The organism is Micromonospora sp. NPDC047467, assembly GCF_040643095.1.
In the GTDB taxonomy this organism is placed as follows: domain Bacteria; phylum Actinomycetota; class Actinomycetes; order Mycobacteriales; family Micromonosporaceae; genus Micromonospora.
This window is the reverse complement of sequence record NZ_JBEYTO010000009.1, coordinates 192,698-217,709: the sequence shown is the minus strand read 5'-3', so window position 1 is coordinate 217,709 and position 25,012 is coordinate 192,698. Positions and strand designations below refer to the sequence as shown.

The window sequence follows — 25,012 nt, the reverse complement described above, 5'->3', positions numbered from 1 at the left end:
GGCTGTGCGACAGGACCAGGAGGATCCGTATCAGCGCAGGTCAGCCCGGGTTTATGCCGGTGCTGGTCGGGTCGTTTCCGGGTCTGTCGGGTCTCTGCGAGGTGCCCTGTACGAAGCGGTGCTGCTGGACCGCGACGGCACCCTGATCGAGGACGTGCCGTACAACGGCGACCCGGAGAAGGTGCGGCCGGTCCCGGGCGCGCGGGCGGCGCTGGACGAGTTGCGGGCCGCCGGGCTGCGGCTGGCCGTGGTGACCAACCAGTCGGGCCTGGCGAGGGGCTTCTTCAGCGAGGAGCAGATGCGGGCCGTGCACGCCCGCGTCGAGGAACTGCTGGGCCGCTTCGACGCGTGGTTGGTCTGCCCGCACGACGACGCCGACGGGTGCGACTGCCGCAAACCGGCACCCGGGCTGGTGTACGCCGCCGCCCGGGAGTTGGGCACGAGTGCGACGCGGTGCGTGGTGGTGGGCGACATCGGTCGCGACGTGGCGGCCGCGCTGGCGGCGGGCGCCGCCGGTGTGCTGGTGCCCACCCCGGTGACCCGACCGGAGGAGGTCGCCGCCGCCGGCTGGGTGGCCAGCGACCTGCCCTCGGCGGTACGGGAGATCCTGCGCCGCCAGCAGGCGGTGCGGCCCGCGCAGGTCACCGAGCCGGTGGGGACGGCTCTGGTGGTGCGGTCGGACTCGGCCGGGGACGTGCTGGTCACCGGGCCGGCGATCCGCGCTGTCGCGGCCGGCGCCCAGCGGGTGGTGCTGCTGTGCGGGCCGCGCGGGCGGGCCGCCGCCGAGCTGCTGCCCGGCGTCGACGAGATCATCGAGCATCCGCTGCCGTGGGTCGACCCCGCGCCGGAGCCGGTCGACCCGGCCGCCATGCGGACCCTGACCGACCGCCTCGCCGCCGTCGGCGCGGACCAGGCGGTGGTGTTCACCTCGTTCCACCAGTCCGCCCTGCCGCTGGCGCTGCTGCTGCGGATGGCCGGGATCTCCCGGATCGCCGCGATCAGCGACGACTACCCGGGGTCCCTCGTGGACATCCGCCACCGGGTCCCGGTGGGCGTTCCCGAATCTGAACGGGCGCTCTCCCTCGCCGCCGCAGCCGGACACCGGTTGCCCGACGGCGACGAACCCGTGCTCCGGCTCCGGCCCGATGCCGTGCCACCCCGCCCGGTCGACGCCGGTGAACCCGGCTACGTCGTGCTGCATCCCGGCTCGGCCGCGTCGAGCCGGGCCTGCCCGACCGCGCTGGCGGCGCGGATCGCCGGAGCGCTGACCGCCGCCGGGCACCGGGTGCTGGTCACCGGCGGACCCGACGAGCGTGCGGTCACCGCGACGGTGGCGGCGGCCGGCGGCACCGACCTGGGTGGCCGAACCGATCTGGCCGGACTGGCCGCGATCGTGGCCGCCGCCGCCGCGGTGGTGGTCGGCAACACCGGCCCCGCGCACCTGGCGGCGGCGGCCGGAGTGCCGGTGGTGAGCCTCTTCGCGCCGACCGTCCCCTTCGGGCAGTGGGGGCCGTACCGGGTGCCCACCGTCCGGCTCGGCGACGCCGATGCGCCGTGCCGCGACACCCGGGCGGCCACCTGCCCGGTACCGGGGCATCCGTGCCTGAGCGGCGTCGACCCGGCCGAGGTGGTCGACGCGGTTCGGACGCTGGTCAGCGGTGGTGGCGACCGATGAACATCCTGCTCTGGCACGTGCACGGCTCCTGGACCACGTCGTTCGTGCACGGCAAACACCGCTACCTGGTTCCCACCACACCCGACCGCGGCCCGTACGGCCTCGGCCGGGCCCGCACCTATCCCTGGCCGGACAGCGCCGTCGAGGTGGCCCCCGACGACCTGCCGGGCAGCGACGTCGACCTGGTCATCCTGCAACGTCCCGAAGAGGTCGACCTGGCCGAACAGTGGCTGGGTCGCCGGCCCGGTCGCGACGTCCCCGCCATCTACGTGGAGCACAACACCCCCAAGGGCGACGTGCCCAACACCCGCCACCCGATGGCCGACCGGAGCGACCTGCTCGTCGCCCACGTCACCGGGTTCAACCAGATCTTCTGGGACACCGGCGGCACCCGCACCACTGTGGTCGACCACGGCATCGTCGCACCCGCCGTGTCGTACACCGGAGAACTGGACCGGCTCGCCGTGGTGATCAACGAGCCGGTGCGGCGGGGACGGGTCACCGGCACCGACCTGCTGCCCCGCTTCGCCGAGATCGCGCCGCTGGACGTGTTCGGCATGGGCGTCGCCGGTCTCGCCGACCACCTCGGGCTGCCCGCCGACCGGCTCACCAGCCACGACGACGTACCCCAGGACCGGATGCACGCCGAGCTGGCCCGGCGGCGCGCGTACCTGCACCTGTGCCGCTGGACCTCGCTCGGGCTCAGCCTCATCGAGGCGATGGCGATCGGCATGCCGGTCGTCGCGCTCGCCACCACCGAGGCGGTGACCGCGGTGCCCCCGGAGGCGGGGGCCCTCGCCACCCGGATGGACACCCTGCTCGACGCCGCCAGCCGGTTCATCGCCGAACCGGCCGCCGCACGTCAGGCGGGCGCGGCGGCGCGGACCGCCGCGCGCGACAGGTACGGCCTCGACCGTTTCCTCGCTGACTGGGACCGGCTGCTGGAGGAGGAAGTATGCGGATCGCGATGATCTCGGAGCACGCCAGCCCGCTCGCCATCCTCGGAGGCGAGGACGCCGGCGGCCAGAACACCCACGTCGCGGAACTGTCCGCCGCGCTCGCCGCAGCCGGGCACGAGGTGCGGGTCTACACCCGCCGTGACGCCCCCGACCTGCCGGTGACCGTCCGCACCCCGGACGGGTACGACGTGGTGCACGTGCCGGCCGGCCCGGCCGAGCCGGTCGCCAAGGACGCGCTGCTGCCCCACATGCGGGAGTTCAGTCGGTGGCTGGTCGAGCGGTGGCGGGGTGGGGACTGGGTGCCCGAGGTGATCCACGCGCACTTCTGGATGAGCGGCCTGGCGGCGCTGACGGCCGGCCGGCAGACCGGGGTGCCGGTGGTGCAGACGTACCACGCGCTGGGCACCGTCAAGCGCCGCTACCAGGGCGTGCAGGACACCAGCCCGGCCCGGCGCATCTCCTACGAGCGGGAGTTGGGCCGTTCGGTGGACCGGGTCGTCGCGCAGTGCCGCGACGAGGTCGGCGAGCTGGTGCGGATGGGGGTGCCCCGATCCCGGATGACCGTCGTCCCCTCCGGGGTCAACCTCGCCTCGTTCACCCCGCTCGGGCCGGTCGCCGACCGCGAGCCGGGTCGGGCGCGGATCCTGACGGTGGGCCGGCTGGTCGAACGCAAGGGCTTCCAGACGGTGGTCCGCGCGATGGCGCTGGTCCCCGACGCCGAGTGCGTGGTGGTCGGCGGGCCGCCCGAGGGGCTGCTGGAGACCGACCCGTACGCCCGGCGGCTGCGGGCGCTGGCCGAGTCGTGCGGGGTCGCCGACCGGGTGCACCTGGTCGGCGCGGTGCCCCGGGAGGAGATGGGCCGCTGGTACCGCTCGGCGGACCTGCTGGTCGCCGCCCCCTGGTACGAGCCGTTCGGGTTGACCCCGCTGGAGGCGATGGCCTGCGGCGTGCCGGTCGTCGGCACCGCCGTGGGCGGCATCCGCGACACAGTGGTCGACGGGACGACCGGCGACCTCGTGCCGGCGCGCGACCCGCACGCCCTGGCCACCGCGATCCAGCGTCTGCTCGACGATCGGATCCGGCGCTTCCGGTACGCCACGGCGGCAGCCGAGCGGGCCCGGTCGCGGTACTCGTGGGCGGCCACCGCCGAACGCCTAGCCGGGATCTACGGCGAGGTCGCCACGGTCCGCCGGCCGACGCGGGTGGTGGCCTGATGCCGGCGGGCAGCCTGCTCGACACCCACCTGAACAACCTCGCGGCGGCGCTGCCGCCCTACCGGCGGTGTGAGCCGCAGCTGGCGCGCTGGGGCGCGGACCTGGCATACCGGCTGGCCGGCGGCGGCCGGTTGCTGGTCGCCGGCAACGGTGGCAGCGCGGCCGAGGCCCAGCACCTGACCGCCGAACTGGTCGGCAGGCTGCACGACGACCGTCCGCCGCTGTCGGCCATCGCCCTGCACGCCGAGACCAGCGCGCTGACCGCCATCGCCAACGACTACGGCTACGACGAGGTCTACGCGCGCCAGGTGCGCGCCCACGGCCGCCCCGGCGACGTCCTGCTGCTGCTCAGCACGAGCGGCGCCAGCCCCAACCTGCTCGCCGCCGCGCACGCCGCCCGTGAGGCCGGCCTCACGACCTGGGCGCTCACCGGGCCGGCCCCCAACCCCCTCGCCGACGCCTGCGACGAGGTGCTCGCCGTGTCGTCGGTCGACACCCAGGTCGTCCAGGAGTTGCACCTCGTCACCAGCCACCTGCTGTGCGAGTACCTCGAACAGGAACTGCCCGCCGCGCTGGCCGCTGCCGTACCCGCCCGACCGGCGCCGACCGAGCCCGCGCCGGCCGGTCGGCTTCCGTCCGGCAGGCCGGTACGCACCGGCGTCGAGGTGGTGCTCGACGGCGGTGCGGAGCAACAGGTCGACGCGTGAGGATGAGGAGGAAAGCGTGAGGGGACCCGTGGTGGTCGTCGGCGACACCCTGCTCGACCGGGACGTGGAAGGGATGGTGAACCGCCTCTGCCCGGACTCCCCGGTGCCGGTGCTCGACGAGACCTCGGCGGTCGACCGGCCCGGCGGCGCGGGCCTGGCGGCGGTGTTCGCCGCCGCCCAGGGTGCCGACGTGGTGCTGGTGACCGCGCTCGCCGACGACGCCGGGGGCGCGCGGCTCAGTGCGCTGCTCGCCGCCGTCGGAGTGCGGGTGTACCCGCTGGCCCTGTGCGGGGCGACGCCGGAGAAGATCCGGTTGCGGGCCCGGGGTCGGGTGCTGCTGCGTCACGACCGGGGCGGTGCGTCCGGTGAGCCGGGCCAGCCCTCCGACGAGGTGCTGCGGGTGATCGGTGCGGCGTCGGCGGTGCTGGTCAGCGACTACGGCCGGGGGGTGGCCCGGCAGCCCGCGCTGCGCGCCGCGCTGGCCGCCACCCGCGCGCCGGTGGTGTGGGATCCGCACCCGCGCGGCCCGGCCGCCGTGCCCGGCGTCCACCTGGCCACCCCGAACGAGTCGGAGGTACGCGAGCTGGTGCCCGCGCTGCCCGGGGCGTCCCGCCTGGCCACCGCCTCCCGGGGCGCACAGGGGCTGCGGCGGCGCTGGCGGGCCGGCGCGGTCGCGGTGACCCTGGGCGGGGACGGCGCGTTGCTCTGCCACGCCGGGTCGACACCGCTGGTGGTGCCGACCCCGGGCAGCGCCGAGGGGGACACCTGCGGGGCCGGTGACCGGTTCGCCGCCGCCGCCAGTCTCGCCCTGGCCGAGGGCGCGCTGGTCTCCGAGGCGGTGCAGGCGGCGGTCGCCGAGGCGTCCGCGTACGTTGCCGGTGGGGGAGTGGCCGCGGCCCTGCCGCCGCCGGTGGGCGCGAGGGGTGAGCCGGTGTCGCGGACCCGGCGGTCGGCACCGAGCCTGTCCGGCGTCGTGGGGTTGGGCGCTGACCGGGTGGGCGTCGCGGCGGTCGCGGGGCTGCTCGCCGAGGTACGGGCCGCCGGCGGCACGGTGGTGGCCACCGGAGGCTGCTTCGATCTGCTGCACGCCGGGCATGTGGCGACCCTGCAGGCCGCCCGGCAGTTGGGTGACTGCCTGATCGTGTGCGTGAACTCCGATGCGAGTGTCGCCGGGCTCAAGGGCTCGGACCGGCCGGTGATGGCCGAGGGTGACCGTGCGCGGTTGCTGGCCGCGCTGGGTTGCGTGGACGCGGTCATGGTCTTCGACGAGCCGACGCCGGACGCGGTGCTGTCGTGGCTGCGGCCGGACGTCTGGGTCAAGGGTGGGGACTACGCGACAGGCGGCGGGGACGCCACCACGCTGCCCGAGGCGGAGGTCCTGCGCCGCTGGGGTGGGAACACGGTGGTGGTGCCCTATCTGGACGGTCGGTCCACCACCGACATGATCGCCCGCTCCGGCGGGCGGGGCGCCGGCGTCGACCCGGCCTTCGGCCGAGCGGAGCATCCGGTCGTCGCGCCGGTGTCGATGACGCGGGAGGGGACCCGATGACCGCCATGAGCCCCGGTGCCGGGCCCACCGTCCTGGTCACCGGCGGCTCCAGCGGGCTCGGCGCGGCGGTGGTCGCCGCGGTGGCCGCGTCGGGTGGCCGGCCACTGGTGCTGGACCGGCAGCCGCCGGTCGACGGGGTGTCCTGGACGGAGTGCGACCTGGCCGACACCCGGGCCGCCGAGGTGGCCACCCAGCACCTCGCCGAGCAGGCCGGTGGCCTCGACGCCGTGGTCACCGCCGCCGGCATGGACGTGCCGGGTCGCCTCGCCGACGTGCCGGGGGAGACCTGGGACCGGATCGTCGCCGTCGACCTGCTGGCCACCGCCGCGGTGATCCGGGCCGCGCTGCCGTTCCTGCTGACCTCGCGGGGACGCATCGTCACTGTCGCGTCCACCCTGGGCGTCAAGGCGGTCAGCGACGCCACCGCGTACTGCGCGGCGAAGTTCGGCGTGGTCGGCTTCACCCGTGCCCTCGCCGCCGAGCTGGCCGGCCAGGTCGGGGTCACCCTGCTCATTCCCGGGGGAATGCGGACCGCGTTCTTCGACGAGCGCGACCCGCAGTACAAACCGGGACCGGACGCCAACCTCAACGATCCGGTGGACACGGCCGCGGCGGTCATGTTCGCGCTCAACCAGCCGCCCGGCTGCGCGGTCCGCGAGCTGGTGGTCTGCGCCGAGCAGGAGACGTCGTACCCGTGATCCTCGTGCTGCGCGCCCTCGGCGTCGGCGACCTGGTCACCGCCGCGCCCGCGCTGCGGGCGCTGCGCGCCGCGTACCCGGGTCGGGAACTGGCGCTCGCCGCGCCCACCGCGCTGGCGCCGCTGGTCGACCTGGTGGGCGGCGTCGGCCGGCTGGTGGACACCTCCGGGCTGGACGGGCCGGTCTGGCCCGGTCCGGCCCCGCTGGTCGCGGTCAACCTGCACGGTCGCGGCCCACAGTCACACCGGCTGCTCGCCGCCGCCCGTCCCGCACGGCTGCTGGCCTTCGCCAACACCGACGCCGGGTTCGGCGACGGCCCGCGCTGGGTCGACGAGGAGCACGAGGTGGACCGGTGGTGCCGGCTGCTGTCCTGGTACGGGATCCCGGCCGACCGCACCGACCTCGCGCTGCGGCGACCCGCGCCGAGCGGTCTGCCCGTCGGGGCCACCGTGCTGCATCCCGGCAGCAACGTCCCCGCCAAGCGCTGGCCCGCCGAGCGGTTCGCCGCGCTGGCGCGGGCGCTCACCGACCGGGGGCACCGGGTGCTGCTCACCGGCTCGGCCGACGAGCGGGCGCTGACCGCCCGGGTGGCCGACGCGGCCGGTCTGCCACCCGACTCGGTGCTGGCCGGTCGGACGGACCTCGGCGCGCTGGCCGCGCTGGTCGCCGACGCCCGGCTGGTGGTCAGCGGGGACACCGGCGTGGCTCACCTGGCCACCGGCTACGGCACGGCGTCGGTGGTGCTCTTCGGGCCGGTGCCGCCGGCCCGGTGGGGCCCGCCGCCGGATCGGCCCCGGCACCGGGTGCTCTGGGCCGGCGACGAGCATAAGCCCAGGTGGGACGGGGTAGGAAGTCATCCGGCGTTGACGGCAGTGCACCTCGACGAGGTGTTGGCCGCCGTGGACGAGGTGGAACGGGTGGTGCGGGTCTCCGGTGCGGTTGCGGCGTAGCGATCCGGGTCGGCCGGGGTACGGCCGTCGACGGCGTGGCAAGGGGTGGCTCTTCGTCGATCCGGCCGGCGCCCCGGTCAAGGATCCCGACGTCCTGGCCCGGCTGCGTGAGTTGGTCATCCCGCCGGCCTGGCAGGACGTCTGGATCTCGCCGTACCCGAACGGGCACATCCAGGCGATCGGCGTCGACGTGGCCGGCCGCAAGCAGTACCTCTACCACCCGCTGTGGCGGGAGAAGCAGGACGAGGCGAAGTTCGACCACATGCTGGAGGTGGCCCGCCGGCTGCCGGTGCTGCGCGAGCGGGTGGGGCGCGACCTGGACGGCCGAGGGCTGGGTCGGGACCGGGTGCTGGCCACGGTGGCCCGGCTGCTGGACATGGGGATGTTCCGGGTCGGCAGCGACCAGTACGCGGCCGGCGACGAGCCGACGTTCGGGGTGTCCACCCTGCGGCCCGAGCACGCCCGGTCCCGCAAGGGCTGTGTGGTCTTCGAGTTTCCCGCGAAGGGCGGCATCGAGCAGGTGCGCCGGATCGAGGATCCGGAGCTGTGCCAGGTGCTGACCAACCTGCGCCGTCGCCGGCGTACGGCGGACCGGCTGTTCGGCTACTGGGACGGTCGGGAGTGGCGCGACGTGCGCAGTGACGAGGTCAACGTCTATCTGCGCGACGCCAGCGGTGGGGAGATGACAGCCAAGGACTTCCGCACCTGGCATGCCACCGTGCTGGCCGCCACCGAGTTGGCCACCGTCGGCCCGGCGCGTTCGATGACCGCCCGGCGCAAGGCCGTCGTGGCGGTGATGCGCGAGGTGGCCGAACTGCTGGGCAACACGCCCACCGTGGCGCGTACCTCCTACGTGGACCCCCGCGTGGTCGACCTCTACCACGACGGGGTGGTGGCGTCGTTGGATCCGCGGGCGCCGCGCGAGGAGGCCGAACGCGTCGTGTTGGAGTTGCTGGAGAAGGCCTGAGGCGACACCGGGCGGCCGCCCGCCGCCGCCTGGCGGCGGGCGCCTCGCCACAGCCCCCGATGGTTGTCAGTTTGCCCGGGGCGCGTTGCGCATGGGTGCCGGTTGATTGACGATCCGCGCCGGATCGGAGTGGCTCTCGCGGTACGCCTGCGGGCTCAGCCCGTGGGCGGCCCGGAACACCCGACTGAAGTGGGCTTTGTCGGAGAAGCCCCAGCGGGCGGCGATGGCCTGCACCGGCTGGGTACGCAGCACCGGGTCGGTGAGGTCACGGCGGCACCGCGCCAGCCGCAGGTCCCGGATGTACGACGCCACGGTGGACTCCTCACCCTCGAACAGCCGGTGCAGTGTGCGCAGCGAGATGTGGTGGGCGTCCGCGACGACCTGCGGGGTGAGTGCCGGGTTGCCGAGGTGGCGGTGGACGTACGCCTGCACCTGGGTGACCAGCGCGCGTCGGCGTACCTCGGTGGGCACCGCGTCCTCGGCGACCAGGTGCCGCCCGAGCATGGTGGTGGCCAGGTCCAGTCCCACCGCGCCGAGCCGGTTGGCGTCGGCGGCGTGGTACTGCTCGGGGTGCCCGTTGATCCGGAGCAGGAACTGCGCCAGCAGCGCCCCGACTCCCTCGCTGCCGGGCATCCGGCCGCCGTAGAGCGCGGCCAGCCGCTGCGGCGGCAACGGCAGCGCGGCGTGCGGAATCAGCGTGATGATCGAGGTGGCCTGGTCGCGTTCCGGTTCGGTGGCGTGGTGACAGACGTCGTGCGGGCGGGAGGCGTCGTAGAAGGTGAACTCGCCGGTCTGGATCTCGCTGTGCCGACCGTCCTGGCTGGAGGTGCCGACGCCGCCGGTGGTGAGGGCGAGGACGTACAACTCCGGGTCGGAGCGCTGGATCAGCTTGCGGGTGCGGGTGGCGTCCAGCGACGGGTACCGGTATTCCACCAGCTGGATCGGGCCGAGGTGGAGGAAGTCGGCGCGGGCGGCGAAGTCGGCGCTGTGCGCGGACTGGATCCGCAGGGGCGCCGACGTGCGCGCGACCAGGTCCAGCCACATCCCGAACCGCTCACCCGGCGGCAGGACGGTGGTGTCGACGGTGTCCCGGTGCAGCATCCGGCCTCCTCAGGCGGCTCGGCGGTGGATCAGGGCCTCGATGCCGTCGAGGATGCGGTCGAGGCCGAAGGTGAACTCGTCGTCCGGGTCGTCGTCCTGGGTCAGCACGCCGGCGGTCAGCACCCGGTGCAGCGCCGGGAAGCGGGCCGGGTCGATGAGGCGGGCCACCATCCGACCGTACGCCGGCATCACCTCGCCCGGCGCGATGCCGGCGGCCCGGCTGCCCTCGGCGATCTGCGACGTGAGGGTGGCCTCGTTGCGGACGTACCCGGTGATCAGCAGGAGCGCCGACATCTTCTCGCCCTCGGCGAGAGCGGTGGCGTCGAGGCAGCGCAGCCCGTCCTCCAGCCAGCCGAGCTGCTGTGGCGTGATCGGCGGGCCGGTGATCGGCACGTGCAGCAGCCAGGACCGGTGCCGCAGCACCTCGTGCTCGGCCCAGGCCCAGCGGGTCAGGCCGGCGCGCCAGTCGTGCTCCGGCGGGGGCGGGCCGGGTGACGGGCCGTACCCGGTGTCCACCATGAGCATCAGCAGCTCGTCCTTCGCGCTGACGTACCGGTAGAGGGCCATGGTGGCGGCGCCCAGCTCCTTGGCCACCCTGCTCATCGAGACGGCGGCGAGCCCGTCGGCGTCGGCGACCCGTACGGCGGCGTCCACGATGGTGGGCACGCTCAGCCCCGGTCGGGGGCCTTTCGGTGGCCGCTCCCGCAGCCCCCAGGCGCTCTCGATGGCCGGCGGGATCACTGGCCCGCTGTCGTCTGTCTTCGCCGCCACATGTCCTCCTTGCTCCGCCATCCTAGTTCTGCGTATGGTCTACGCATAACAGCGTACGCCATACGCAGAAAGGGTTGATCATGACGACGACCATCACCCCGGCACCGCGGGCCGGCCGGCGGGAGTGGATCGGGTTCACGGTGCTGATGCTGCCGCTGCTCCTGGTCTCGATGGACGTGTCGGTGCTCTACTTCGCCGTCCCGTTCATCAGCGAGGAGCTGCGCCCCACGGCCACCCAGCAGCTCTGGATCTTCGACATCTACGGCTTCGTGCTGGCCGGGCTGCTGATCACCATGGGCGCCCTCGGCGACCGGATCGGCCGTCGCCGGCTCCTGCTGATCGGCGCCGTCGCGTTCGGGGCGGCGTCCCTGCTGGCCGCGTACGCCGACAGCGCCGAGACGCTGATCGCCGCCCGCGCCGTACTCGGCGTGGGTGGGGCCACCCTGATGCCGTCCACGCTCGCCCTGGTGCGCAACATGTTCCACGACGCCAGGCAGCGCGGCACCGCGATCGGGATCTGGACCGCCACGCTCACCGGCGGCGTCGCGATCGGTCCGGTGCTCAGCGGCGTCCTGCTGGAGCACTTCTGGTGGGGCTCCATCTTCCTGATCAACATCCCGGCGATGCTGCTGCTCCTCCTGCTCGCCCCGGTCCTGGTGCCCGAGTTCCGCAACCGGTTGGCCGGGCGGTTCGACCTGCTCAGCGCGGTGCTGTCACTCGCCGCGCTGCTACCGGTGATCTACGGGATCAAGGAGATGGCCCGCGACGGCGTCAACGCGGCGCGGGTGCTGGCCATCGTCGCCGGTCTGCTGGTCGGTGCGCTCTTCCTGCACCGGCAGCGGACCCGGGCGTACCCGATGATCGACCTGGCGCTGTTTCGCCGCCGCGGCTTCGCCGGGTCGCTCGCGGTCAACCTGCTGGCGATGTTCGCCCTGGTCGGCTTCGCCATCTTCACCACCCAGCACCTCCAGTTGGTGCTCGGCCTGAGCCCGCTGAGGGCGGCACTGTGGAGCCTGGTGCCGTCGCTCGCGGTGGGTGCGATCGCGCCGGCCGCCGCCGCGCTCGCCCAGCGCGTCGAGCGGGCGTACCTGATCGGGGCCGGCTTCGGGGTCGCCGCGCTCGGCTTCGTGGTGCTGACCCGGGTCACCCCTGAGACGCCGCTCTGGCTGCTGCTCGTCGGCGCCAGCGTCTACGCGGGTGGCCTGGTGATGGTGATGTCACTCGTCACGGAGTTGGTGCTCGGCGCGGCGCCGCCCGAGCAGGCCGGGGTGGCGTCGGCGCTGACCGAGTCCAGCAGCGAGCTGGGCGGCGCGTTGGGGATGGCGATCCTCGGCAGCGTCGGCGCGGCCGTGTACCGCCGCGAGATCCTCGACGGCCTGCCGGCCGGGTTGCCCGTGGAGGCCGGCGACGCGGCAGGAGAGACCCTGGGCGGAGCGCTCGCGGTGGCGCGGGAGCTGCCGGCGGATCTGGCCGACGCGGTGCTGCACGCCGCCCGGGTCGCGTTCACCGACGGGCTGCACCTCGCCGCGATCGCCGCCACGGTGGCGATGCTGGCGGGCGCGGTCACCGCGCTGGTCGCGCTCCGTGGCGTCCGGCCGGTCGACCCCGCGGCGGTGGCCGCCGAGCCGACCGGTCCGACTGATACCTCGTTGTCGCCGCTCAGTCGTTGAGCACCTGCGCGAGCCGGTCGCGGAAGCGCCGCTCCGAGTCGCTGACCGTCTCGCCGCCGAGGCCGAGCAGCCCACCGCTGGACGCGGCGCCGACCACCTGCTCGGCGATCTGCACCAGCCAGTGCCGGTACGCGCCGGCCGCACCCTCGTCGACCCGCGCCGCCAGCAGCGCGGACGCCTCGCCGGCCCGCACCAACACGTCGTCGATCATCGCGCGCGGGTCGGCGGGCGCGATGGTCGGCAACTCCTCGCCGGTCTCCGGGTCGCCGACCCGGGTCACGATCTCGCCGGCCACGGCGGCGACCAGCGGGCTGGCCGACTCCCGGCCGGCGGCGATCGTCTCCAACCCGGCCGCGTTCTCCGCCATGGTCCGGCGGGTGCCGTCGGACTCGGCGGCGCTCGCCGCGGTCAGCACCGACTGCGGCAGGCCGACCAGCAGCCCCCACTCCCCGTCGGAGAAACCGAAACCGGTGTACGCCGGCTGCTCGATCACGGCAACGCCCCTTCCACCCTGCTCTGCTCTGGTCAATCGGTTGGCCGGGTCAGGCTAGTCCAGCGTCAGCAGACCCTGCTCGGACACCACGCGCACCGACAGCGTCTTGTACCCGACCTCGTCGAAGAGAACCGTCATCTTGTCGTCCTCGTAGGAGAGCACCATGCCGCGCCCCCACTCCGGGTGGCGCACCTGGCTGTGCACCGGGAACGGCCCGACCGCGCCCTGGTCGGCCGCGCTGGTGCCGTTGTGGCAGTTGTCGCAGTGCGCGCAGACCTTGGTCATCTGCTCGCCGAAGTAGGCCAGCAGGGTCTGCCCCCGGCAGGCGGTGGTCTCGGCGAAGGCCCGCATCATGTCGGTGCGGGAACGGGTGACCGTCTGCTGCCGCTCCGCCTCGGCCAGCGCCGCTGCGGCGGCGTCGGCCGGGGTGGGGGCGTAGCGGGGTGCGCCGATGCGCTGGCGGGCGCGTGGCTCGGCCGCGCCGACCTGCTCCAACAGGGAGAGGTACTGGCCCAGCTTGCGCGGCCCGAGTCCGGTGACCTCGCGCAGCTCGGTCTTGGTGGCCGGCTTGCGGCGCAGCAGCGCGGCCAGGTCCCGCAGCTCGTTCTCGTCCGGCAGACCGCCGCTGAAAAAGCGTTGCAGGCCCACGTCCTCGGCCTGCCAGAGCAGCAGCACCCGGGCCGGCTGCCCGTCGCGCCCGGCGCGGCCGATCTCCTGGAAGTAGCTGTCCGGCGAATCGGGCAGCGCCATGTGCACCACCCAGGCGATGTTCGGCTTGTCGATGCCCATGCCGAACGCCGAGGTGGCCACCATGATCGGCACCTGGTCGGCGAGGAACGCCTCGTGCAGCTCGTTGCGCGCTCCGGCCGCCATTCCACCGTGGTAGAACTGCGCCGGGAAACCCGCGTCGGTCAACCGGGAGGCCAGCTCCTCGGCCGACCGGCGGGTCGGCACATAGATGATCCCCGGCCGCTCGTCGTCCCGCAGCAGCGCGACCAGCCGCCGCCACCGATAGTCCTCGGTGGGGCAGTGCGCCACCTCCAGGAACAGGTTCGGCCGGTCCAACCCGGACACCACGACCTCCGGCTCGCGCAGCCGCAGTCGGGCGATGATGTCGTCGCGTACAGGTGGGGAGGCGGTGGCGGTCAACGCGACCACCGGCGGCCGGCCGATGCCCTCGATGAGGTGCCCGAGCGCCAGGTAGTCGGGGCGGAAGTCGTGCCCCCAGGCCGAGATGCAGTGCGCCTCGTCGATCGCCACCAGCGCGGGCTTGAGCGCGGCGACCTCGGCCATCCGGTCCGGGTTGCTGAGCTGCTCCGGGGTGATGAACAGGAACTCCGCGCGGCCCGTACGGATCTCGGCGATCGCCTCGGCCTGCTGGCTGGGCGACTCGTTCGAGCTGATCCGTACCGCCCGCAGCTCGGGGCGCTGGCGTTCGTTGAGGGCCGCGATCTGGTCCTGTTGCAGGGCCAGCAGCGGAGAGATCACGACGGTCGGCCCAGGGATCAGGCTGGCCGGGATCTGGTAGATGGCCGACTTGCCGGCGCCGGTGGGCAACACCACCAGGGCGTCGCGTCGCTTCATGACCGCGCGCATGGCGGCCAGTTGGTTGGGCCGCAGCGCCTTCCAGCCGAAGAGGCTCCGGGCCGCGCGGCGCAACGTCATCGAATGCGTGGACAGTTTCATCGAGGGCCGGAGGTACCCGAGCCCATGACCGCCGAAACACGTTCGGACGATCATGGGCTCGTTGGTGCGGGGCTCAGCGCAGGCGGGGCAGGACCTCACGCTGGTACAGGTCGAAAAGGCCCTGGTAGTGCGGGCCGGTGTTGGCCACGTACACCTCGTCGAAGCCGGCCTTGGCGTACTGGTCGATCATCTCCAGGTGCGCGTCGGCGCTGTCGCCGCAGACGAACGCCTTCTTCACCATCTCCGGCGTGACCAGTTGGGCGGCCTGCTCGAAGTGCCGCGGCGAGGGCAGCACCTGGGACAGCTCACCGGGCACCCCCGCGTTGGGCCAGCGCTCGTACGCGATCCGCAGGCCCTCCTCCTCGCTGGCCGCGTACGCCGCCTTGAAGCCGGCCTGGCACGGCTTGTCGCCGCCGCCGTTCTCGCGGAAGCGCCGGACCATCTCGCCGTCGGGCATGGTGCTCACGTAGCCGTCGCCGATCCGGGCGGCCAGGTCGATGGCCTTCGGGCCGAACCCGGAGACGTAGATCGGCGGGGGAGTGTCGGGCAGCGTGTAGATGCGGGCGTGCTCGACGGTGTAGTGCGTGCCATGGTGGTTGACGAAGCCGCCGCCCCACAGCTCGCGCATCACCTCGACGGCCTCCTCCAGCATCTCCAGCCGGACGTCGGCCTGCGGCCAGGCGTCGCCGAAGATGTGCTCGTTGAGCGCCTCTCCGGTGCCGACGCCGAGCACGAACCGCCCGCCGTGCAGCACCGCGCTGGTCGCCGCCGCCTGGGCGATCACGGCCGGGTGGATCCGCACGGTCGGGCACGTCACCGCCGTGGTCACCGGCAGCGAACACACCTGGCTGAGCGCGCCGATCATCGACCAGACGAACGGGCTCTGGCCCTGTGCGTCCACCCACGGGTGGTAGTGGTCGGAGATCCACAGCGCCTCGAACCCGGCCCGTTCGGCGCCGCGTGCCTGCTCCACCAGTTCTGCTGGCGTGAACTCCTCACTGGACAGGAAATAACCGATCTTCATCGCTTCCCCTTCGGCACGCGGACCTGCTGATGGGGACAGCCGTACCCCGGTCGCCGTCGGCCACACCCCGGCTCCGGTGTGCGGGCCGCGTTCAGCGCCGGCCGAACATCGCCCGGATCGCAGCGAGCAGCAGCAGGGCGCCGACCACCAGGCCGAGCAGGCGTACGCCGGGGATGTCGGCCGGGCTCGTCGCGTCGGCCAGCAGGGCGGGTTCCATCCCCGCACTCTCCCGGGGACCGCGCTGTCAGGCAACTGTAAGGTTTATTGACTATTTCATCGCTCGGTGTGACCATGGCAGCACCGCCTGCCGGTGGCGGTGCGCCGAGGGCGCGCGAGAGATGGGGTACGGGAGCCGCATGAGCGAGCGCAACCAGCGGGTCGACGCAACCGCGCCGGCACCGGCGACCGACGCGGAGCGCCAGGAGGGGGCGGCGTGACCGCGCCGACCGGGCACCTTCCGGAGCTGGCCGCCGCCGTCCTGCAACCCGGCTTCGTCGGCACCACCCCGCCACCGTGGGTGTGCCGCTGGCTCGGCGAGGGCCTCGGCTCGGTGGTACTCTTCGCCCGCAACGTCGTCGACCCCGCCCAGGTGGCGGCGCTGACCGCGACGCTGCGCGCCGAGCGGCCGGACGTCATCGTGGCGATCGACGAGGAGGCCGGCGACGTCACCCGGATCGAGTCGGTACACGGCAGCTCCAGGCCGGGCAACTTCGCCCTCGGCGCGGTCGACGACCCGGCGCTGACCGAGGCCGTCGCCCGGGACCTCGGCGTCGAACTGGCCGAGGCGGGGGTCACCCTCAACTACGCCCCGGACGCCGACGTCAACTCCAATCCGGAGAACCCGGTGATCGGCGTCCGCTCGTTCGGTGCCGACCCGGCGCTTGTCGCGCGGCACACCGCCGCCTGGGTCCGCGGCCTCCAGGCCGGTGGCGTGGCCGCCTGCGCCAAGCACTTCCCCGGGCACGGCGACACCCGCGTCGACTCGCACCACGACCTGCCCCGGATCACCGCCGGCCGGGACCGGCTCGACGCCTGCGAGCTGGCCCCGTTCCGGGCCGCCGTGGCCGCCGGGGTGCAGGCGGTGATGACCGGCCACCTGCTGGTGCCCGCCCTCGACCCGCACCTGCCGGCCACGCTGAGCCAGCGCATCCTGGGCGGGCTGCTCCGCGACGAGATGGGCTTCTCCGGCGTGGTGGTGACCGACGCGGTGGAGATGCGCGCGGTCGCCGACCGGTACGGCTTCGCCGGCGCGGCGGTCCGCGCGCTCGCCGCCGGGGCCGACGCGATCTGCATCGGCGGCGAACGGGCCGACGAGCAGTCGGCCCGCGAGCTGCGCGACGCCATCGTGGCCGCGGTCATCGCGGGCGAACTGCCCGAGGAACGCCTCGCCGAAGCCGCCAAGCGGGTCGGGCAGCTCGCGGCCTGGACCGTCGCCGCACGCGGCGCGAACCCCGGCGCGGCGCGGGGCGTCACCGATGTCGGGCTGGTCGCCGCCCGCCGAGCCGTACGCGTCAGCACCGCCCCGGCCGGCAGGGCCACGCTGCCGCTGACCCGCGCGGCGTACGTGGTCGAGTTCGAGCCGCCGCGCAACATCGCCATCGGGGCGGAGACGCCGTGGGGCATCGGCGAGCCGCTGGGCGGCCTGCTGCCCGGCACGACGACGGTCCGCTACGCCGAGCCCGACGTGCCGGCGGATCCGGGCGCCGAGGCCGGCGACCGCCCGCTGGTGCTGGTGGTCCGCGACCTGCACCGGCACGACTGGATGCGCGCCGCCGTGCGACGAGCGCTGGCCGCCCGACCGGACGCGATAGTGGTCGAGCTGGGCGTGCCCGAGCTGGTCACCGGAGCGGTGCACCTGGCCACCCACAGCGGGACGCGGGCCAGCGGACAGGCCGCCGCCGAGGTGCTGACCGGCCGGCTGCACTGACCCGCTCGGCTCGGCGCCGGTCAGCCCGCACGGCCGGCCAGCCGCGCGTCACAGCTGCTCGGCGACCAGGTCCGCGTACTCGGGGTGCTGGTCGATGAACGCGGCCACGAACGGGCACTGCGGGACCACCCGGCCGCCACGGGCACGGACCTGGTCCAGGGTGCCCCGGATCAGCGCGCCACCGACGCCCTTGCCCTGGAAGCTCCGGTCCACCTCGGTGTGCGTGAAGACCAGCACCTCCCCGCGGGGCACGTACGCGGTGAAACCGGCCAGCGCGTCGTCGACCAGGATTTCGAAGCGGTTCTTGGCGGGGTTGTCCTCGACGAGGGTGCTCACCTGGCCATTCTCTCTCCGCCGTCGGCCACCGTGTCCAGTTCGGTGAGCAACCGGTCCACCTCGTCCGCCGTGTTGTAGTGGTAGATGCTGGCCCGCACCGCGCCGCCGCTGTCGCGCAGCCCCATCGCCTGGAAGTACTCGTAGGCGTAGTAGTCGCCGGACGACAGGCAGAACCCGGCGGCGCCCAGCGCCTCCTGGGTGGCCTCCGGCGACATTCCGGCGACCCGGAAGGAGACCGTCGGGCAGCGCCGCGCCGGGGTGCCGTAGACGGTGATCGCGGGCCGCTCGGCGAGCCCGGTGAGCAGCCGGTCCAGCAGCGCCTCCTCGTGCGCCTGCGCGGCGGCCAGCCCGGCCCGCAGCCGCGCCCGCCGGTCCCCGACCGCGTCCGGGTCGAGCCCGGCCAGGTGATCCACCGCGGCGGTCACGCCAGCCAGCAGCGGGAAGCTCGGGGTGCCGTACTCGAAGCGGTCCGGCGCCGTGTCGGAGGACGGGATCAACTTCGCCGGACGCAGCGCCGCCCAGCGGCCCGGGTCGGCCGCCACCATCGCCGCCAGGTGTGGCCCGGACCACTTGTACGCGCTGGTGACCAGCACGTCGGCGCCGAGCGACGCCAGGTCCGTCGGCCCGTGCGGCACGGCGTGCACGCCGTCGACGTAGACCAGCGCACCGACCGCGTGCGCCGTCTTGGCGATCGCCGGCACGTCCGGCACGGTGCCGATGGCGTTGCTGCCGGCGGTCACCGCCACCAGGCGGGTCCGCTCACCGACCAGGTCGGCGTACTGCCCGGCGGGCAACTCGCCCGTGTGCCGGTCGAACTCGGCCCAGCGCACCGTCGCGCCGGCCGCCTCGGCGGCCTGCACCCACGGGCGCACGTTCGAGTCGTGGTCGAGCCGGGAGACCACCACCTCGTCGCCCGGGCGCCAGCCCGCCCCGAGCGTACGGGCCAGGGTGTACGTCAACGCGGTCGCGCTCGGGCCGAGCACCACCCCGGCCGGGTCGGCGCCGAGCAGGTCGGCCACCGCCGAGCGGGCGGCGGCCACCATGTCCAGGGAGCGGCGGCCCGGAACGGAGGCGGCGCTGCGGTTGCCGACGGCCGTGCGCATGGCGTCGGTGACCGCGTCGATCACACCGGCCGCGGTCTGGGTGCCCCCGGCACCGTCGAAGTGGACGAAACCCTCGGTCAGGGCGGGGTAGGCGGCCCGTGTGCGGGCGATGTCGAACGGCATGTCCCGGACCCTAGCCGGTGCCCTAACGCCGAGGTGATCGGCGTTGGGCGGAGGGTTCGCCGACGTCTCGTACTCTTGGCGAGGTGACGAATCGATCCGCCACCATTTCGCTGCCCCCCGTCCGCCGCGCCGCCGGTCTGTTCGCCGGCCTGGCGCTCGGCCTCGCCGTGCTCGCAGGCTGCAGCTCCCAGGGCGCCTCCACCGACTGCGGGCTGGACGCCTGCACAGTCACCTTCGATCGGGGTGTCGACGCGAGGACCACCATCCTGGGCGTCGAGGCCAAGCTCGTCGGTGCGGAGGGGGACCAGGTGACCGTCGAGGTCGCCGGCGAGCAGCTCACCCTCACCACCGGCCAGCAGGCCACCGAGGCCGGAGGCTTCGCGGTCACCCTCGACAGCGTCACCGACCAACAGGTCAAGATCCGCGTCTCGCGTAACCCGGGCAACTGACCTGGGGCGGGCGGCGGTGGCCGACGTTTGAGAATCTTCGCAATCGGAGATTGTGGCGCCATGTCACTTACTCGTAACGCCGAAGCCACCGCCTCCCGCACGGCGGACAGCAGGTGGCTGGAACTCCTCGCCCGTGCCGGTTTCATCGGCTACGGCATCGTCCACCTGCTCTTCGCCTGGCTGGCGTTGCAGATCGCGTTCGGCTCGCCGTCCGAGGACGGCGACCAGTCCGGTGCAATGCGGACGCTCTCCCAGCAGCCGCTGGGCAAGTTCCTCGTCATCGCCATCGCTGTCGGTCTGCTCGCCATGGCGATCTGGCAGGCACTGGAGGCGGCGGTCGGGCACCGCGCCGAGCGGGGCAGGGAACGGGTCATGGAGCGGGTCGCCTCGGCCGGGCGGACCATCGTCTACCTCTACTTCGCCTGGACCGCGTTCAAGGTCTTCTCCGACGCCGACTCGAACAGCGCCGACAAGCAGGAGGCGCTGACCGGCCAGCTGATGACCTCCACCGGTGGTCGCTGGCTCGTCGGTCTGGCCGGGCTGGGTCTCGCCGCGCTCGGTGTCGGCCTGGTGATCTACGGCATCCGCAAGAAGTTCGAAAGGCACCTGAAGACCGGCGAGATGAGCCCGAAGACCCGCCAGTTGGCCCGTCGCCTCGGCATCGCCGGATACACGGCCAAGGGCGTCGCGTTCGGGATCTCCGGCCTGCTGATCATCACGGCGGCGGTCAACTACGACCCGGAGAAGGCACGCGGTCTGGACGCCGCGCTGCACACGCTGCGCGAGCAGTCCTACGGCACGTTCCTGCTGGCCCTCGTCGCCCTGGGTATCGCCGCCTTCGGCGTCTACTGCTTCCTCCAGTCCCGGTACCGCAAGGTCTGAGCTGGTCGATTCCGAGGACGTCGGGCACTGTTGGGCTTTTGCCCGAAGTGCCCGACGCCTGGTCGAAGGGAAGCACCGAAGTCGTGCAGAGTTATGTCGAAACGGCCGTCGCCGCGCTCGTCGCGGCGGCGGTCGCCCTCTTTCTGGCCGTGGTCACCCACCGGCTCATCCGGCGGTTCGGCCGCCGGTCGCTGCTGCTCACCGAGCTGACCGACCACGCGCACCGTCCGTTCCAGGTCGCGGCGACGGTCTTCGCGGTGCAGCTCGGCGTCCGATTCAGCACCGGGTACGCGGTCGGCACCCCCTGGCGCAAGATCCTGCTGCACCTGCTGGTGCTCTGCGTGATCGCCAGCGCGGCCTGGCTCGTGGCGTCGCTGCTGGTGGTCGTGGAGGACACCGCGCTGGCCCGGTTCCGGGTCGACGTGCCGGACAACCGCCACGCCCGACGGGTGCGTACCCAGGTGGTGATGCTGCGGCGGCTGACCATCGCGGTGATCGTCATCCTGACCGTCGGCGTCATGCTGATGACGTTCCCCAGCGTGCGTGGCATCGGGGCCGGCGTGCTGACCTCCGCCGGTGTGGTCGGTGTGGTCGCCGCGCTGGCCGCGCAGAGCCTGCTTGGCAACGTCTTCGCCGGGCTGCAACTCGCCTTCAGCGATGCGGTGCGCCTCGACGACGTGGTGGTCGTGGAGGGGGAGTGGGGCCGGGTCGAGGAGCTGACCCTCAGCTACGTGGTGGTCCAGATCTGGGACGACCGGCGGTTGATCCTGCCCACCTCGTACTTCACCAGCAAGCCCTTCCAGAACTGGACCCGGACCGAGGCGGCGGTGCTCGGCACCGCCGAGTTCGACGTCGACTGGGCGGTGCCCGTGCAGGTCATGCGGGAGGAACTGCGGCGCCTGGTCGAGGGCACCGAGCTGTGGGACGGTCGGGTCTGCGTCCTGCAGGTCACCGACGCCACCGGCGGGATGGTGAAACTGCGGGCGTTGGTCAGCGCCGCCGACGCGGGCAGCCTGTGGGACCTGCGCTGCCTGGTCCGCGAGCACCTGGTGGCCTGGATCCGCGACAACCGCCCCACCGCGATGCCCCGGATACGCACCGAGTTGGGCGACGCCAGCAGCAACCTGCCCTGGCAGTGGGTGCAGCCGCGCCGCCCGGCCCGCCGCGCGACCGACACCGAGGCGCCCGACGACGCCCGGGTCTTCGGCGGCAGCGACGACGGCGACGCCCGCAGCGAAGCCTTCGTGGGCCCCGAAGAACAACCCACCCCCCGCTGACCCACCCACCCCCGGCCCACACCCCCCGGCCCACCCCCACCCCCCGGTTGATCATGAAGTTAGCGACGGCCCTGCCGGCGTGTCGCGTCACTAACTTCATGATCAACGGTGTGAGAACGGTGTGGGAGCGGGTGGGAACTTGGTGGGCGGGGATGGGGGTGGGTGGGAGGTTTGGTTGGGCTTGGGGTGGGGATCTGCTGCCGGGTGTCTTTTGCGCGGTCGGGGTGACCGCGGATTGGCGGCGCGGCGAGCCGGACAACCAGAACGGTGACCGGGTCAGAGCGCTCTAGGATTGACGAGCGACGACTCCGGGCATACAGCGCGGTGATGAGGAAAGGAGGACAGCATGGCTGACGTGGCGAATGCCCGCACATCCCGGAACGGGAGCGAGCCCTCCACCGCCGAGTTGGTGCAGCGGGCCGCCGAGCAGGTTTCCCGCCTGGTGCGGGACGAACTGACGCTGGCCCGGGCGGAGTTGACCCAGAAGGGCAAGCACGCCGGCATCGGAATCGGCCTGTTCGGCGGCGGCGGCGCACTGGCGTTCTACGGCCTGGGCGCGTTGGTCGTCACGGCGATTCTGCTGCTCGACCTGGTGCTGCCCGCCTGGGCCGCCGCGCTGATCGTGGCGGTGGCGCTCTTCCTGGTGGCCGGCATCCTCGCCCTGCTGGGCAAGAAGCAGGTCAGCCGTGCGGTCCCACCGGTGCCGGCGGCCACGGTCCGCAGTCTGCGGGCTGATGTGGACACCGTCGCCGCCGCGGTGAAGGACAGGGGACGGGCATGACGGGTAACGGGACGGGTGACACGGAGGCGCTCCGTGAGGAGATCCGCCGCACCCGGGTCGAGCTGGGCGAGACGATGGAGGCGTTGGCCGCCAGGGCGGACGTCAAGGCCCGACTGAAGGAGTCCGCCGAGCAGGCGCGGGAACGCATGCGCGAGCAGGCGGCGCAGACCGTGGCCCGGGTTCGGGGGCAGGCCGCGCGTGGTGCGGGGATGGCACGCGCCCAGGCGTACGACAAGGGTGGGCTGGTGCGCGCACAGGCGCAGCAGAAGGGCGAGCTGGTGCGACGCAACCCGCTGCCGTGGGCGGCGATCGCCGCCGGCGCGGTGGCGACCGTGGTCGTGCTGATGATCGTGCGTGGGAGGCGTAGGTGAGCAGGAGCATCGGCAGGGCCGCGTATCGGCCGGTCGGCGTGCTGTTGGGGATCGCCGCGGGTGCGGTGGCCGGCTCGATCTTCCGGCAGGTCTGGAAGATCACCGCAGGCGACGGCGAGGCGCCCAACGCGACCGACGAGGACCGTCGCTGGGGCGAGGTCCTGGCCGCCGCGGCGTTGCAGGGGGCCATCTTCGCGGTCGTCCGGGCCGCCGTGGACCGGGGCGGGGCGGTGGGCGTCCGCCGCATGACCGGCCGATGGCCGGACTGACAGCCGCCACACCCGGCGCAGTGTCCGCCCGTTGACCGGCAACGACTCCAAGGCCCCCTTTCCGCAACGGCGGGAAGGGGGCCTTTCGCATGCCCTTGCGGACCGCCCAGCGAGGTGAGGCATCCGTCAGGTCACATGTCGGAGAAATTCGTCGGACAGGTCGTGCAGACTTTTTGCGTACGTGATTTGCTTTCCACGCTGTTGCGAGATGGCGTGGGTTGAGAGAAGTCTCCTTCGCGGGGGCCGCCTCAGACGCCGCTGCTCGAAAACGGCCAATCGGCCGCACGGCGTGCACGGCCGCCAGTTTTAGAAGGAGATACACATGGCGCAGGGAACCGTGAAGTGGTTCAACGCTGACAAGGGCTTCGGCTTCATCACCGTCGACGGCGGGGGTGCTGACGTGTTCGTCCACTTCTCGGCCATCCAGACCAGCGGCTACCGCACGCTGGAGGAGAACCAGCGGGTGGAGTTCGAGATCGCCCAGGGTCAGAAGGGCCCGCAGGCGGAGCAGGTCCGTCCGCTCTGACCAAGGTGGCCGGCCCCCACCGGCAACCGGGACGATCCGAGCAGGGTCGTTGTGCAGCCCCGCATCCCGCCCGGGATGCGGGGCTTTTCACGTCCAGCGGCGACCGGTCAACCCCCGGGCCAGCCGATGGCCGGTCATTTCGCGACACTGTGGACGGCGGCGAGCCCGACCGGTCAGCGACGCCGGGAGCGCAGGCCCAGCCAGAGCGTCACCAGCCCCACCAGGGCCACGATCGGCCCGAGCACGGCCCAGAACGGCTCGTCGGTCATCACGCTGCCGCTGACGTACCCGAGGCCCTGCACCGTCCACACTGCACCGATGACCAGCGCGAGCAGGCCGAGGGTGAGCATCAGCCAGCCCCTCATCACGCCTCCTTCGGGCCGGATCGGGCCGAGCCCGACCCCGCTGACCCAGCATGGCCGCTCACCTGACCCGACGCGAGCATCCCGGGTGCGCGGTTCACCACCGGTCGTGCACCTGCGGGCGGATCAGCTCGTCGTAGACCTCGCGTACCCCGGCCAGTTGCGCGGCCGTGAGGGGCAGCAGGTCGGCAGCGGCCGCGTTGCGCCGGGCCTGCTCGGCGTCGCGGGCGCCGGGGATGACGACGGTGACGCCGGCCTGGTCCAGAACCCAGCGCAGCGCGAACTGCGCCATCGTGCGGTCGGCGTCGACCAGCGGCGCGAGCCGGCGCACGGCGGCCAGGCCCTGCGTGTAGTCGACACCGGAGAACGTCTCGCCGACGTCGAACGCCGCGCCGTGCCGGTTGAAGTTGCGGTGGTCGTCGGCCGGGAACTCGGTGTGCTCGTCGTACCGGCCGGAGAGCAGGCCACTGGCCAGCGGCACCCGGGCGATGATGCCGACCCCGGCCCGCGCGGCCGCCGGCAGCACCTGCTCCAGCGGCTTGTGCCGGACCGCGTTGAGGATGATCTGGACACTCGCCACGCCGGGCCGGGCGATGGCGGTGAGCGCCTGGTCGCAGGTCTCCACGCTGACGCCGTACCCGGCGATGGCCTTCTCGGCGACGAGGGTGTCCAGGGCGTCGAAGACCGCGTCGTCGGCGAAGACGGCGGTGGGCGGGCAGTGCAGCTGGACCAGGTCCAGGGTGTCCACCCCGAGGTTGGCCCGGGACCGGTCGGTCCACTGCCGGAAGTTGGCCAGGGTGTACGCCTCGGGCCGCTGCTCGACCCGCCGGCCCATCTTGGTGGCCACGGTCAGGCCGGCGTCGGGGCGGGAGCGCAGGAAGCGACCGATGAGCTGCTCGCTGCGGCCGTCGCCGTACACGTCGGCGGTGTCCAGGAAGGTGACCCCGTCGTCGACGGCGGCCGTCAGCACCGCCATGGCGTCGGCCTCGCTGACGGTGCCCCAGTCCGCGCCGAGCTGCCAGGCGCCGAGGCCGACCACTCCGACGGTCCGGCCGAGCCGGGTGAAGTTGCGCTGTTCCATGCCCTGAGCCTAGTGATCGGGTTGCCGGCCTGCCACGCGAGTCATATCGTAAACAAGACGG

Annotated in this window: 27 protein-coding genes; 17 read left to right on the top strand and 10 right to left on the bottom strand. The window is 73.4% G+C overall.

The features are described 5' to 3' along the window. The first annotated feature begins 118 nt into the window (after positions 1–118). From ABZ780_RS24760 to ABZ780_RS24725, 8 genes are read left to right on the top strand one after another with little or no spacing between them, the layout of a single operon-like run. Entirely contained in the window at positions 119–1,675 is a 1,557-nt protein-coding gene (locus ABZ780_RS24760) for an HAD-IIIA family hydrolase (RefSeq protein ID WP_357487640.1), read from the top strand. Further along, positions 1,672–2,646 carry a glycosyltransferase gene (locus ABZ780_RS24755; RefSeq protein ID WP_357487639.1) on the top strand — a complete coding sequence of 325 codons (975 nt, stop codon included), beginning with the start codon at positions 1,672–1,674 and terminating at the stop codon, positions 2,644–2,646. Before ABZ780_RS24760 ends, ABZ780_RS24755 begins: the two co-directional genes overlap by 4 nt. Further along, positions 2,631–3,848 carry a glycosyltransferase gene (locus ABZ780_RS24750; protein WP_357487638.1) on the top strand — a complete coding sequence of 406 codons (1,218 nt, stop codon included), beginning with the start codon at positions 2,631–2,633 and terminating at the stop codon, positions 3,846–3,848. The genes ABZ780_RS24755 and ABZ780_RS24750 overlap by 16 nt, the downstream gene beginning before the upstream one ends. Next, positions 3,845–4,555: an SIS domain-containing protein gene (locus ABZ780_RS24745; RefSeq protein WP_357006815.1), complete on the top strand. Its 711-nt coding sequence runs from the start codon at positions 3,845–3,847 to the stop codon at positions 4,553–4,555. Before ABZ780_RS24750 ends, ABZ780_RS24745 begins: the two co-directional genes overlap by 4 nt. Before the next feature lie 16 nt (positions 4,556–4,571). Beyond that, a complete protein-coding gene (locus tag ABZ780_RS24740) occupies positions 4,572–6,104 on the top strand; it encodes a PfkB family carbohydrate kinase (RefSeq protein WP_357487637.1) in 1,533 nt (510 codons plus the stop codon). Continuing rightward, positions 6,101–6,802, top strand: a complete 702-nt coding sequence (locus ABZ780_RS24735; protein ID WP_357006245.1) for an SDR family oxidoreductase — start codon at positions 6,101–6,103, stop codon at positions 6,800–6,802. Before ABZ780_RS24740 ends, ABZ780_RS24735 begins: the two co-directional genes overlap by 4 nt. Beyond that, the gene (locus ABZ780_RS24730; RefSeq protein ID WP_357487636.1) at positions 6,799–7,752 is read left to right on the top strand and encodes a glycosyltransferase family 9 protein; all 954 of its coding nucleotides are present in this window, start codon (positions 6,799–6,801) and stop codon (positions 7,750–7,752) included. The genes ABZ780_RS24735 and ABZ780_RS24730 overlap by 4 nt, the downstream gene beginning before the upstream one ends. Further along, complete coding sequence (locus tag ABZ780_RS24725; protein ID WP_357006251.1) at positions 7,736–8,719, top strand: DNA topoisomerase IB; 984 nt, start codon at positions 7,736–7,738, stop codon at positions 8,717–8,719. Before ABZ780_RS24730 ends, ABZ780_RS24725 begins: the two co-directional genes overlap by 17 nt. 66 nt (positions 8,720–8,785) lie before the next feature. On the opposite strand, the gene ABZ780_RS24720 is transcribed toward ABZ780_RS24725, so the two are convergent. Beyond that, positions 8,786–9,820 (bottom strand): helix-turn-helix domain-containing protein, encoded by a 1,035-nt coding sequence (locus ABZ780_RS24720; RefSeq protein ID WP_357487635.1) that lies wholly within the window; start codon positions 9,818–9,820, stop codon positions 8,786–8,788. 9 nt (positions 9,821–9,829) lie between these two features. Further along, positions 9,830–10,591 (bottom strand): TetR/AcrR family transcriptional regulator, encoded by a 762-nt coding sequence (locus ABZ780_RS24715; protein ID WP_357006257.1) that lies wholly within the window; start codon positions 10,589–10,591, stop codon positions 9,830–9,832. An 80-nt stretch (positions 10,592–10,671) separates the two neighbouring features. Here ABZ780_RS24715 and ABZ780_RS24710 point away from each other — a divergent pair, with 80 nt between their 5' ends. Then, positions 10,672–12,261, top strand: a complete 1,590-nt coding sequence (locus ABZ780_RS24710; RefSeq protein ID WP_357487634.1) for an MFS transporter — start codon at positions 10,672–10,674, stop codon at positions 12,259–12,261. On the opposite strand, the gene ABZ780_RS24705 is transcribed toward ABZ780_RS24710, so the two are convergent. The 4 genes from ABZ780_RS24705 to ABZ780_RS24690 all read right to left on the bottom strand — a co-directional run bounded on the left by ABZ780_RS24705 (position 12,251) and on the right by ABZ780_RS24690 (position 15,681). Then, a complete protein-coding gene (locus ABZ780_RS24705; RefSeq protein WP_357006263.1) occupies positions 12,251–12,754 on the bottom strand; it encodes a hypothetical protein in 504 nt (167 codons plus the stop codon). The genes ABZ780_RS24710 and ABZ780_RS24705 overlap by 11 nt on opposite strands. 54 nt (positions 12,755–12,808) lie before the next feature. Continuing rightward, positions 12,809–14,440, bottom strand: a complete 1,632-nt coding sequence (locus ABZ780_RS24700; protein ID WP_357487633.1) for a RecQ family ATP-dependent DNA helicase — start codon at positions 14,438–14,440, stop codon at positions 12,809–12,811. 73 nt (positions 14,441–14,513) lie between these two features. Beyond that, on the bottom strand, positions 14,514–15,464 hold the full coding sequence (locus ABZ780_RS24695; RefSeq protein ID WP_357487632.1) for a TIGR03557 family F420-dependent LLM class oxidoreductase: 951 nt from the start codon (positions 15,462–15,464) through the stop codon (positions 14,514–14,516). A gap of 91 nt (positions 15,465–15,555) precedes the next feature. Further along, a complete protein-coding gene (locus ABZ780_RS24690; protein WP_357006270.1) occupies positions 15,556–15,681 on the bottom strand; it encodes a hypothetical protein in 126 nt (41 codons plus the stop codon). Between the two features lie 216 nt (positions 15,682–15,897). Here ABZ780_RS24690 and ABZ780_RS24685 point away from each other — a divergent pair, with 216 nt between their 5' ends. Further along, complete coding sequence (locus tag ABZ780_RS24685; protein WP_357487631.1) at positions 15,898–17,391, top strand: glycoside hydrolase family 3 N-terminal domain-containing protein; 1,494 nt, start codon at positions 15,898–15,900, stop codon at positions 17,389–17,391. A gap of 48 nt (positions 17,392–17,439) precedes the next feature. On the opposite strand, the gene ABZ780_RS24680 is transcribed toward ABZ780_RS24685, so the two are convergent. Both ABZ780_RS24680 and ABZ780_RS24675 read right to left on the bottom strand, forming a co-directional pair. After that, positions 17,440–17,727, bottom strand: coding sequence for a GNAT family N-acetyltransferase (locus ABZ780_RS24680; RefSeq protein WP_357006275.1), 288 nt, complete (start codon positions 17,725–17,727; stop codon positions 17,440–17,442). Next, positions 17,724–18,953, bottom strand: coding sequence for a cysteine desulfurase-like protein (locus tag ABZ780_RS24675; protein ID WP_357487630.1), 1,230 nt, complete (start codon positions 18,951–18,953; stop codon positions 17,724–17,726). The genes ABZ780_RS24680 and ABZ780_RS24675 overlap by 4 nt, the downstream gene beginning before the upstream one ends. Before the next feature lie 83 nt (positions 18,954–19,036). On the opposite strand from ABZ780_RS24675, the gene ABZ780_RS24670 reads away from it, so the two are divergent. From ABZ780_RS24670 to ABZ780_RS24640, 7 genes are all read left to right on the top strand, one after another. After that, positions 19,037–19,402, top strand: a complete 366-nt coding sequence (locus ABZ780_RS24670) for a hypothetical protein (RefSeq protein WP_357006279.1) — start codon at positions 19,037–19,039, stop codon at positions 19,400–19,402. 60 nt (positions 19,403–19,462) lie between these two features. Continuing rightward, a complete protein-coding gene (locus tag ABZ780_RS24665; RefSeq protein WP_357487629.1) occupies positions 19,463–20,284 on the top strand; it encodes a DUF1206 domain-containing protein in 822 nt (273 codons plus the stop codon). Between the two features lie 83 nt (positions 20,285–20,367). Further along, positions 20,368–21,561: a mechanosensitive ion channel family protein gene (locus tag ABZ780_RS24660; RefSeq protein ID WP_357006283.1), complete on the top strand. Its 1,194-nt coding sequence runs from the start codon at positions 20,368–20,370 to the stop codon at positions 21,559–21,561. Between the two features lie 346 nt (positions 21,562–21,907). Then, positions 21,908–22,342, top strand: coding sequence for a phage holin family protein (locus ABZ780_RS24655; protein ID WP_357006286.1), 435 nt, complete (start codon positions 21,908–21,910; stop codon positions 22,340–22,342). After that, entirely contained in the window at positions 22,339–22,713 is a 375-nt protein-coding gene (locus ABZ780_RS24650; RefSeq protein ID WP_357006288.1) for a DUF3618 domain-containing protein, read from the top strand. Before ABZ780_RS24655 ends, ABZ780_RS24650 begins: the two co-directional genes overlap by 4 nt. Next, positions 22,710–22,982: a DUF4235 domain-containing protein gene (locus ABZ780_RS24645; RefSeq protein WP_357006291.1), complete on the top strand. Its 273-nt coding sequence runs from the start codon at positions 22,710–22,712 to the stop codon at positions 22,980–22,982. The genes ABZ780_RS24650 and ABZ780_RS24645 overlap by 4 nt, the downstream gene beginning before the upstream one ends. Before the next feature lie 322 nt (positions 22,983–23,304). After that, positions 23,305–23,508: a cold-shock protein gene (locus ABZ780_RS24640; protein ID WP_011905669.1), complete on the top strand. Its 204-nt coding sequence runs from the start codon at positions 23,305–23,307 to the stop codon at positions 23,506–23,508. 173 nt (positions 23,509–23,681) lie between these two features. On the opposite strand, the gene ABZ780_RS24635 is transcribed toward ABZ780_RS24640, so the two are convergent. Together ABZ780_RS24635 and ABZ780_RS24630 are read right to left on the bottom strand one after the other, a co-directional pair. Further along, positions 23,682–23,873 (bottom strand): hypothetical protein, encoded by a 192-nt coding sequence (locus tag ABZ780_RS24635; protein WP_357487628.1) that lies wholly within the window; start codon positions 23,871–23,873, stop codon positions 23,682–23,684. 94 nt (positions 23,874–23,967) lie between these two features. Next, positions 23,968–24,951 carry an aldo/keto reductase gene (locus tag ABZ780_RS24630; RefSeq protein ID WP_357487627.1) on the bottom strand — a complete coding sequence of 328 codons (984 nt, stop codon included), beginning with the start codon at positions 24,949–24,951 and terminating at the stop codon, positions 23,968–23,970. Positions 24,952–25,012: the final 61 nt, after the last annotated feature.

What these genes read in the sequence shown, in the direction of transcription:
- ABZ780_RS24735 (WP_357006245.1), top strand. Translation starts at nt 6,101, where the DNA reads ATGACCGCCATGAGCCCCGGTGCCGGGCCCACCGTCCTGGTCACCGGC.
- ABZ780_RS24650 (WP_357006288.1), top strand. Translation starts at nt 22,339, where the DNA reads ATGACGGGTAACGGGACGGGTGACACGGAGGCGCTCCGTGAGGAGATC.
- ABZ780_RS24665 (WP_357487629.1), top strand. Translation starts at nt 19,463, where the DNA reads ATGTCACTTACTCGTAACGCCGAAGCCACCGCCTCCCGCACGGCGGAC.
- ABZ780_RS24710 (WP_357487634.1), top strand. Translation starts at nt 10,672, where the DNA reads ATGACGACGACCATCACCCCGGCACCGCGGGCCGGCCGGCGGGAGTGG.
- ABZ780_RS24640 (WP_011905669.1), top strand. Translation starts at nt 23,305, where the DNA reads ATGGCGCAGGGAACCGTGAAGTGGTTCAACGCTGACAAGGGCTTCGGC.
- ABZ780_RS24690 (WP_357006270.1), bottom strand. Translation starts at nt 15,681, where the DNA reads ATGGAACCCGCCCTGCTGGCCGACGCGACGAGCCCGGCCGACATCCCC.
- ABZ780_RS24720 (WP_357487635.1), bottom strand. Translation starts at nt 9,820, where the DNA reads ATGCTGCACCGGGACACCGTCGACACCACCGTCCTGCCGCCGGGTGAG.
- ABZ780_RS24630 (WP_357487627.1), bottom strand. Translation starts at nt 24,951, where the DNA reads ATGGAACAGCGCAACTTCACCCGGCTCGGCCGGACCGTCGGAGTGGTC.
- ABZ780_RS24750 (WP_357487638.1), top strand. Translation starts at nt 2,631, where the DNA reads ATGCGGATCGCGATGATCTCGGAGCACGCCAGCCCGCTCGCCATCCTC.
- ABZ780_RS24700 (WP_357487633.1), bottom strand. Translation starts at nt 14,440, where the DNA reads ATGAAACTGTCCACGCATTCGATGACGTTGCGCCGCGCGGCCCGGAGC.
- ABZ780_RS24635 (WP_357487628.1), bottom strand. Translation starts at nt 23,873, where the DNA reads ATGAGGGGCTGGCTGATGCTCACCCTCGGCCTGCTCGCGCTGGTCATC.
- ABZ780_RS24755 (WP_357487639.1), top strand. Translation starts at nt 1,672, where the DNA reads ATGAACATCCTGCTCTGGCACGTGCACGGCTCCTGGACCACGTCGTTC.
- ABZ780_RS24695 (WP_357487632.1), bottom strand. Translation starts at nt 15,464, where the DNA reads ATGAAGATCGGTTATTTCCTGTCCAGTGAGGAGTTCACGCCAGCAGAA.
- ABZ780_RS24655 (WP_357006286.1), top strand. Translation starts at nt 21,908, where the DNA reads ATGGCTGACGTGGCGAATGCCCGCACATCCCGGAACGGGAGCGAGCCC.
- ABZ780_RS24675 (WP_357487630.1), bottom strand. Translation starts at nt 18,953, where the DNA reads ATGCCGTTCGACATCGCCCGCACACGGGCCGCCTACCCCGCCCTGACC.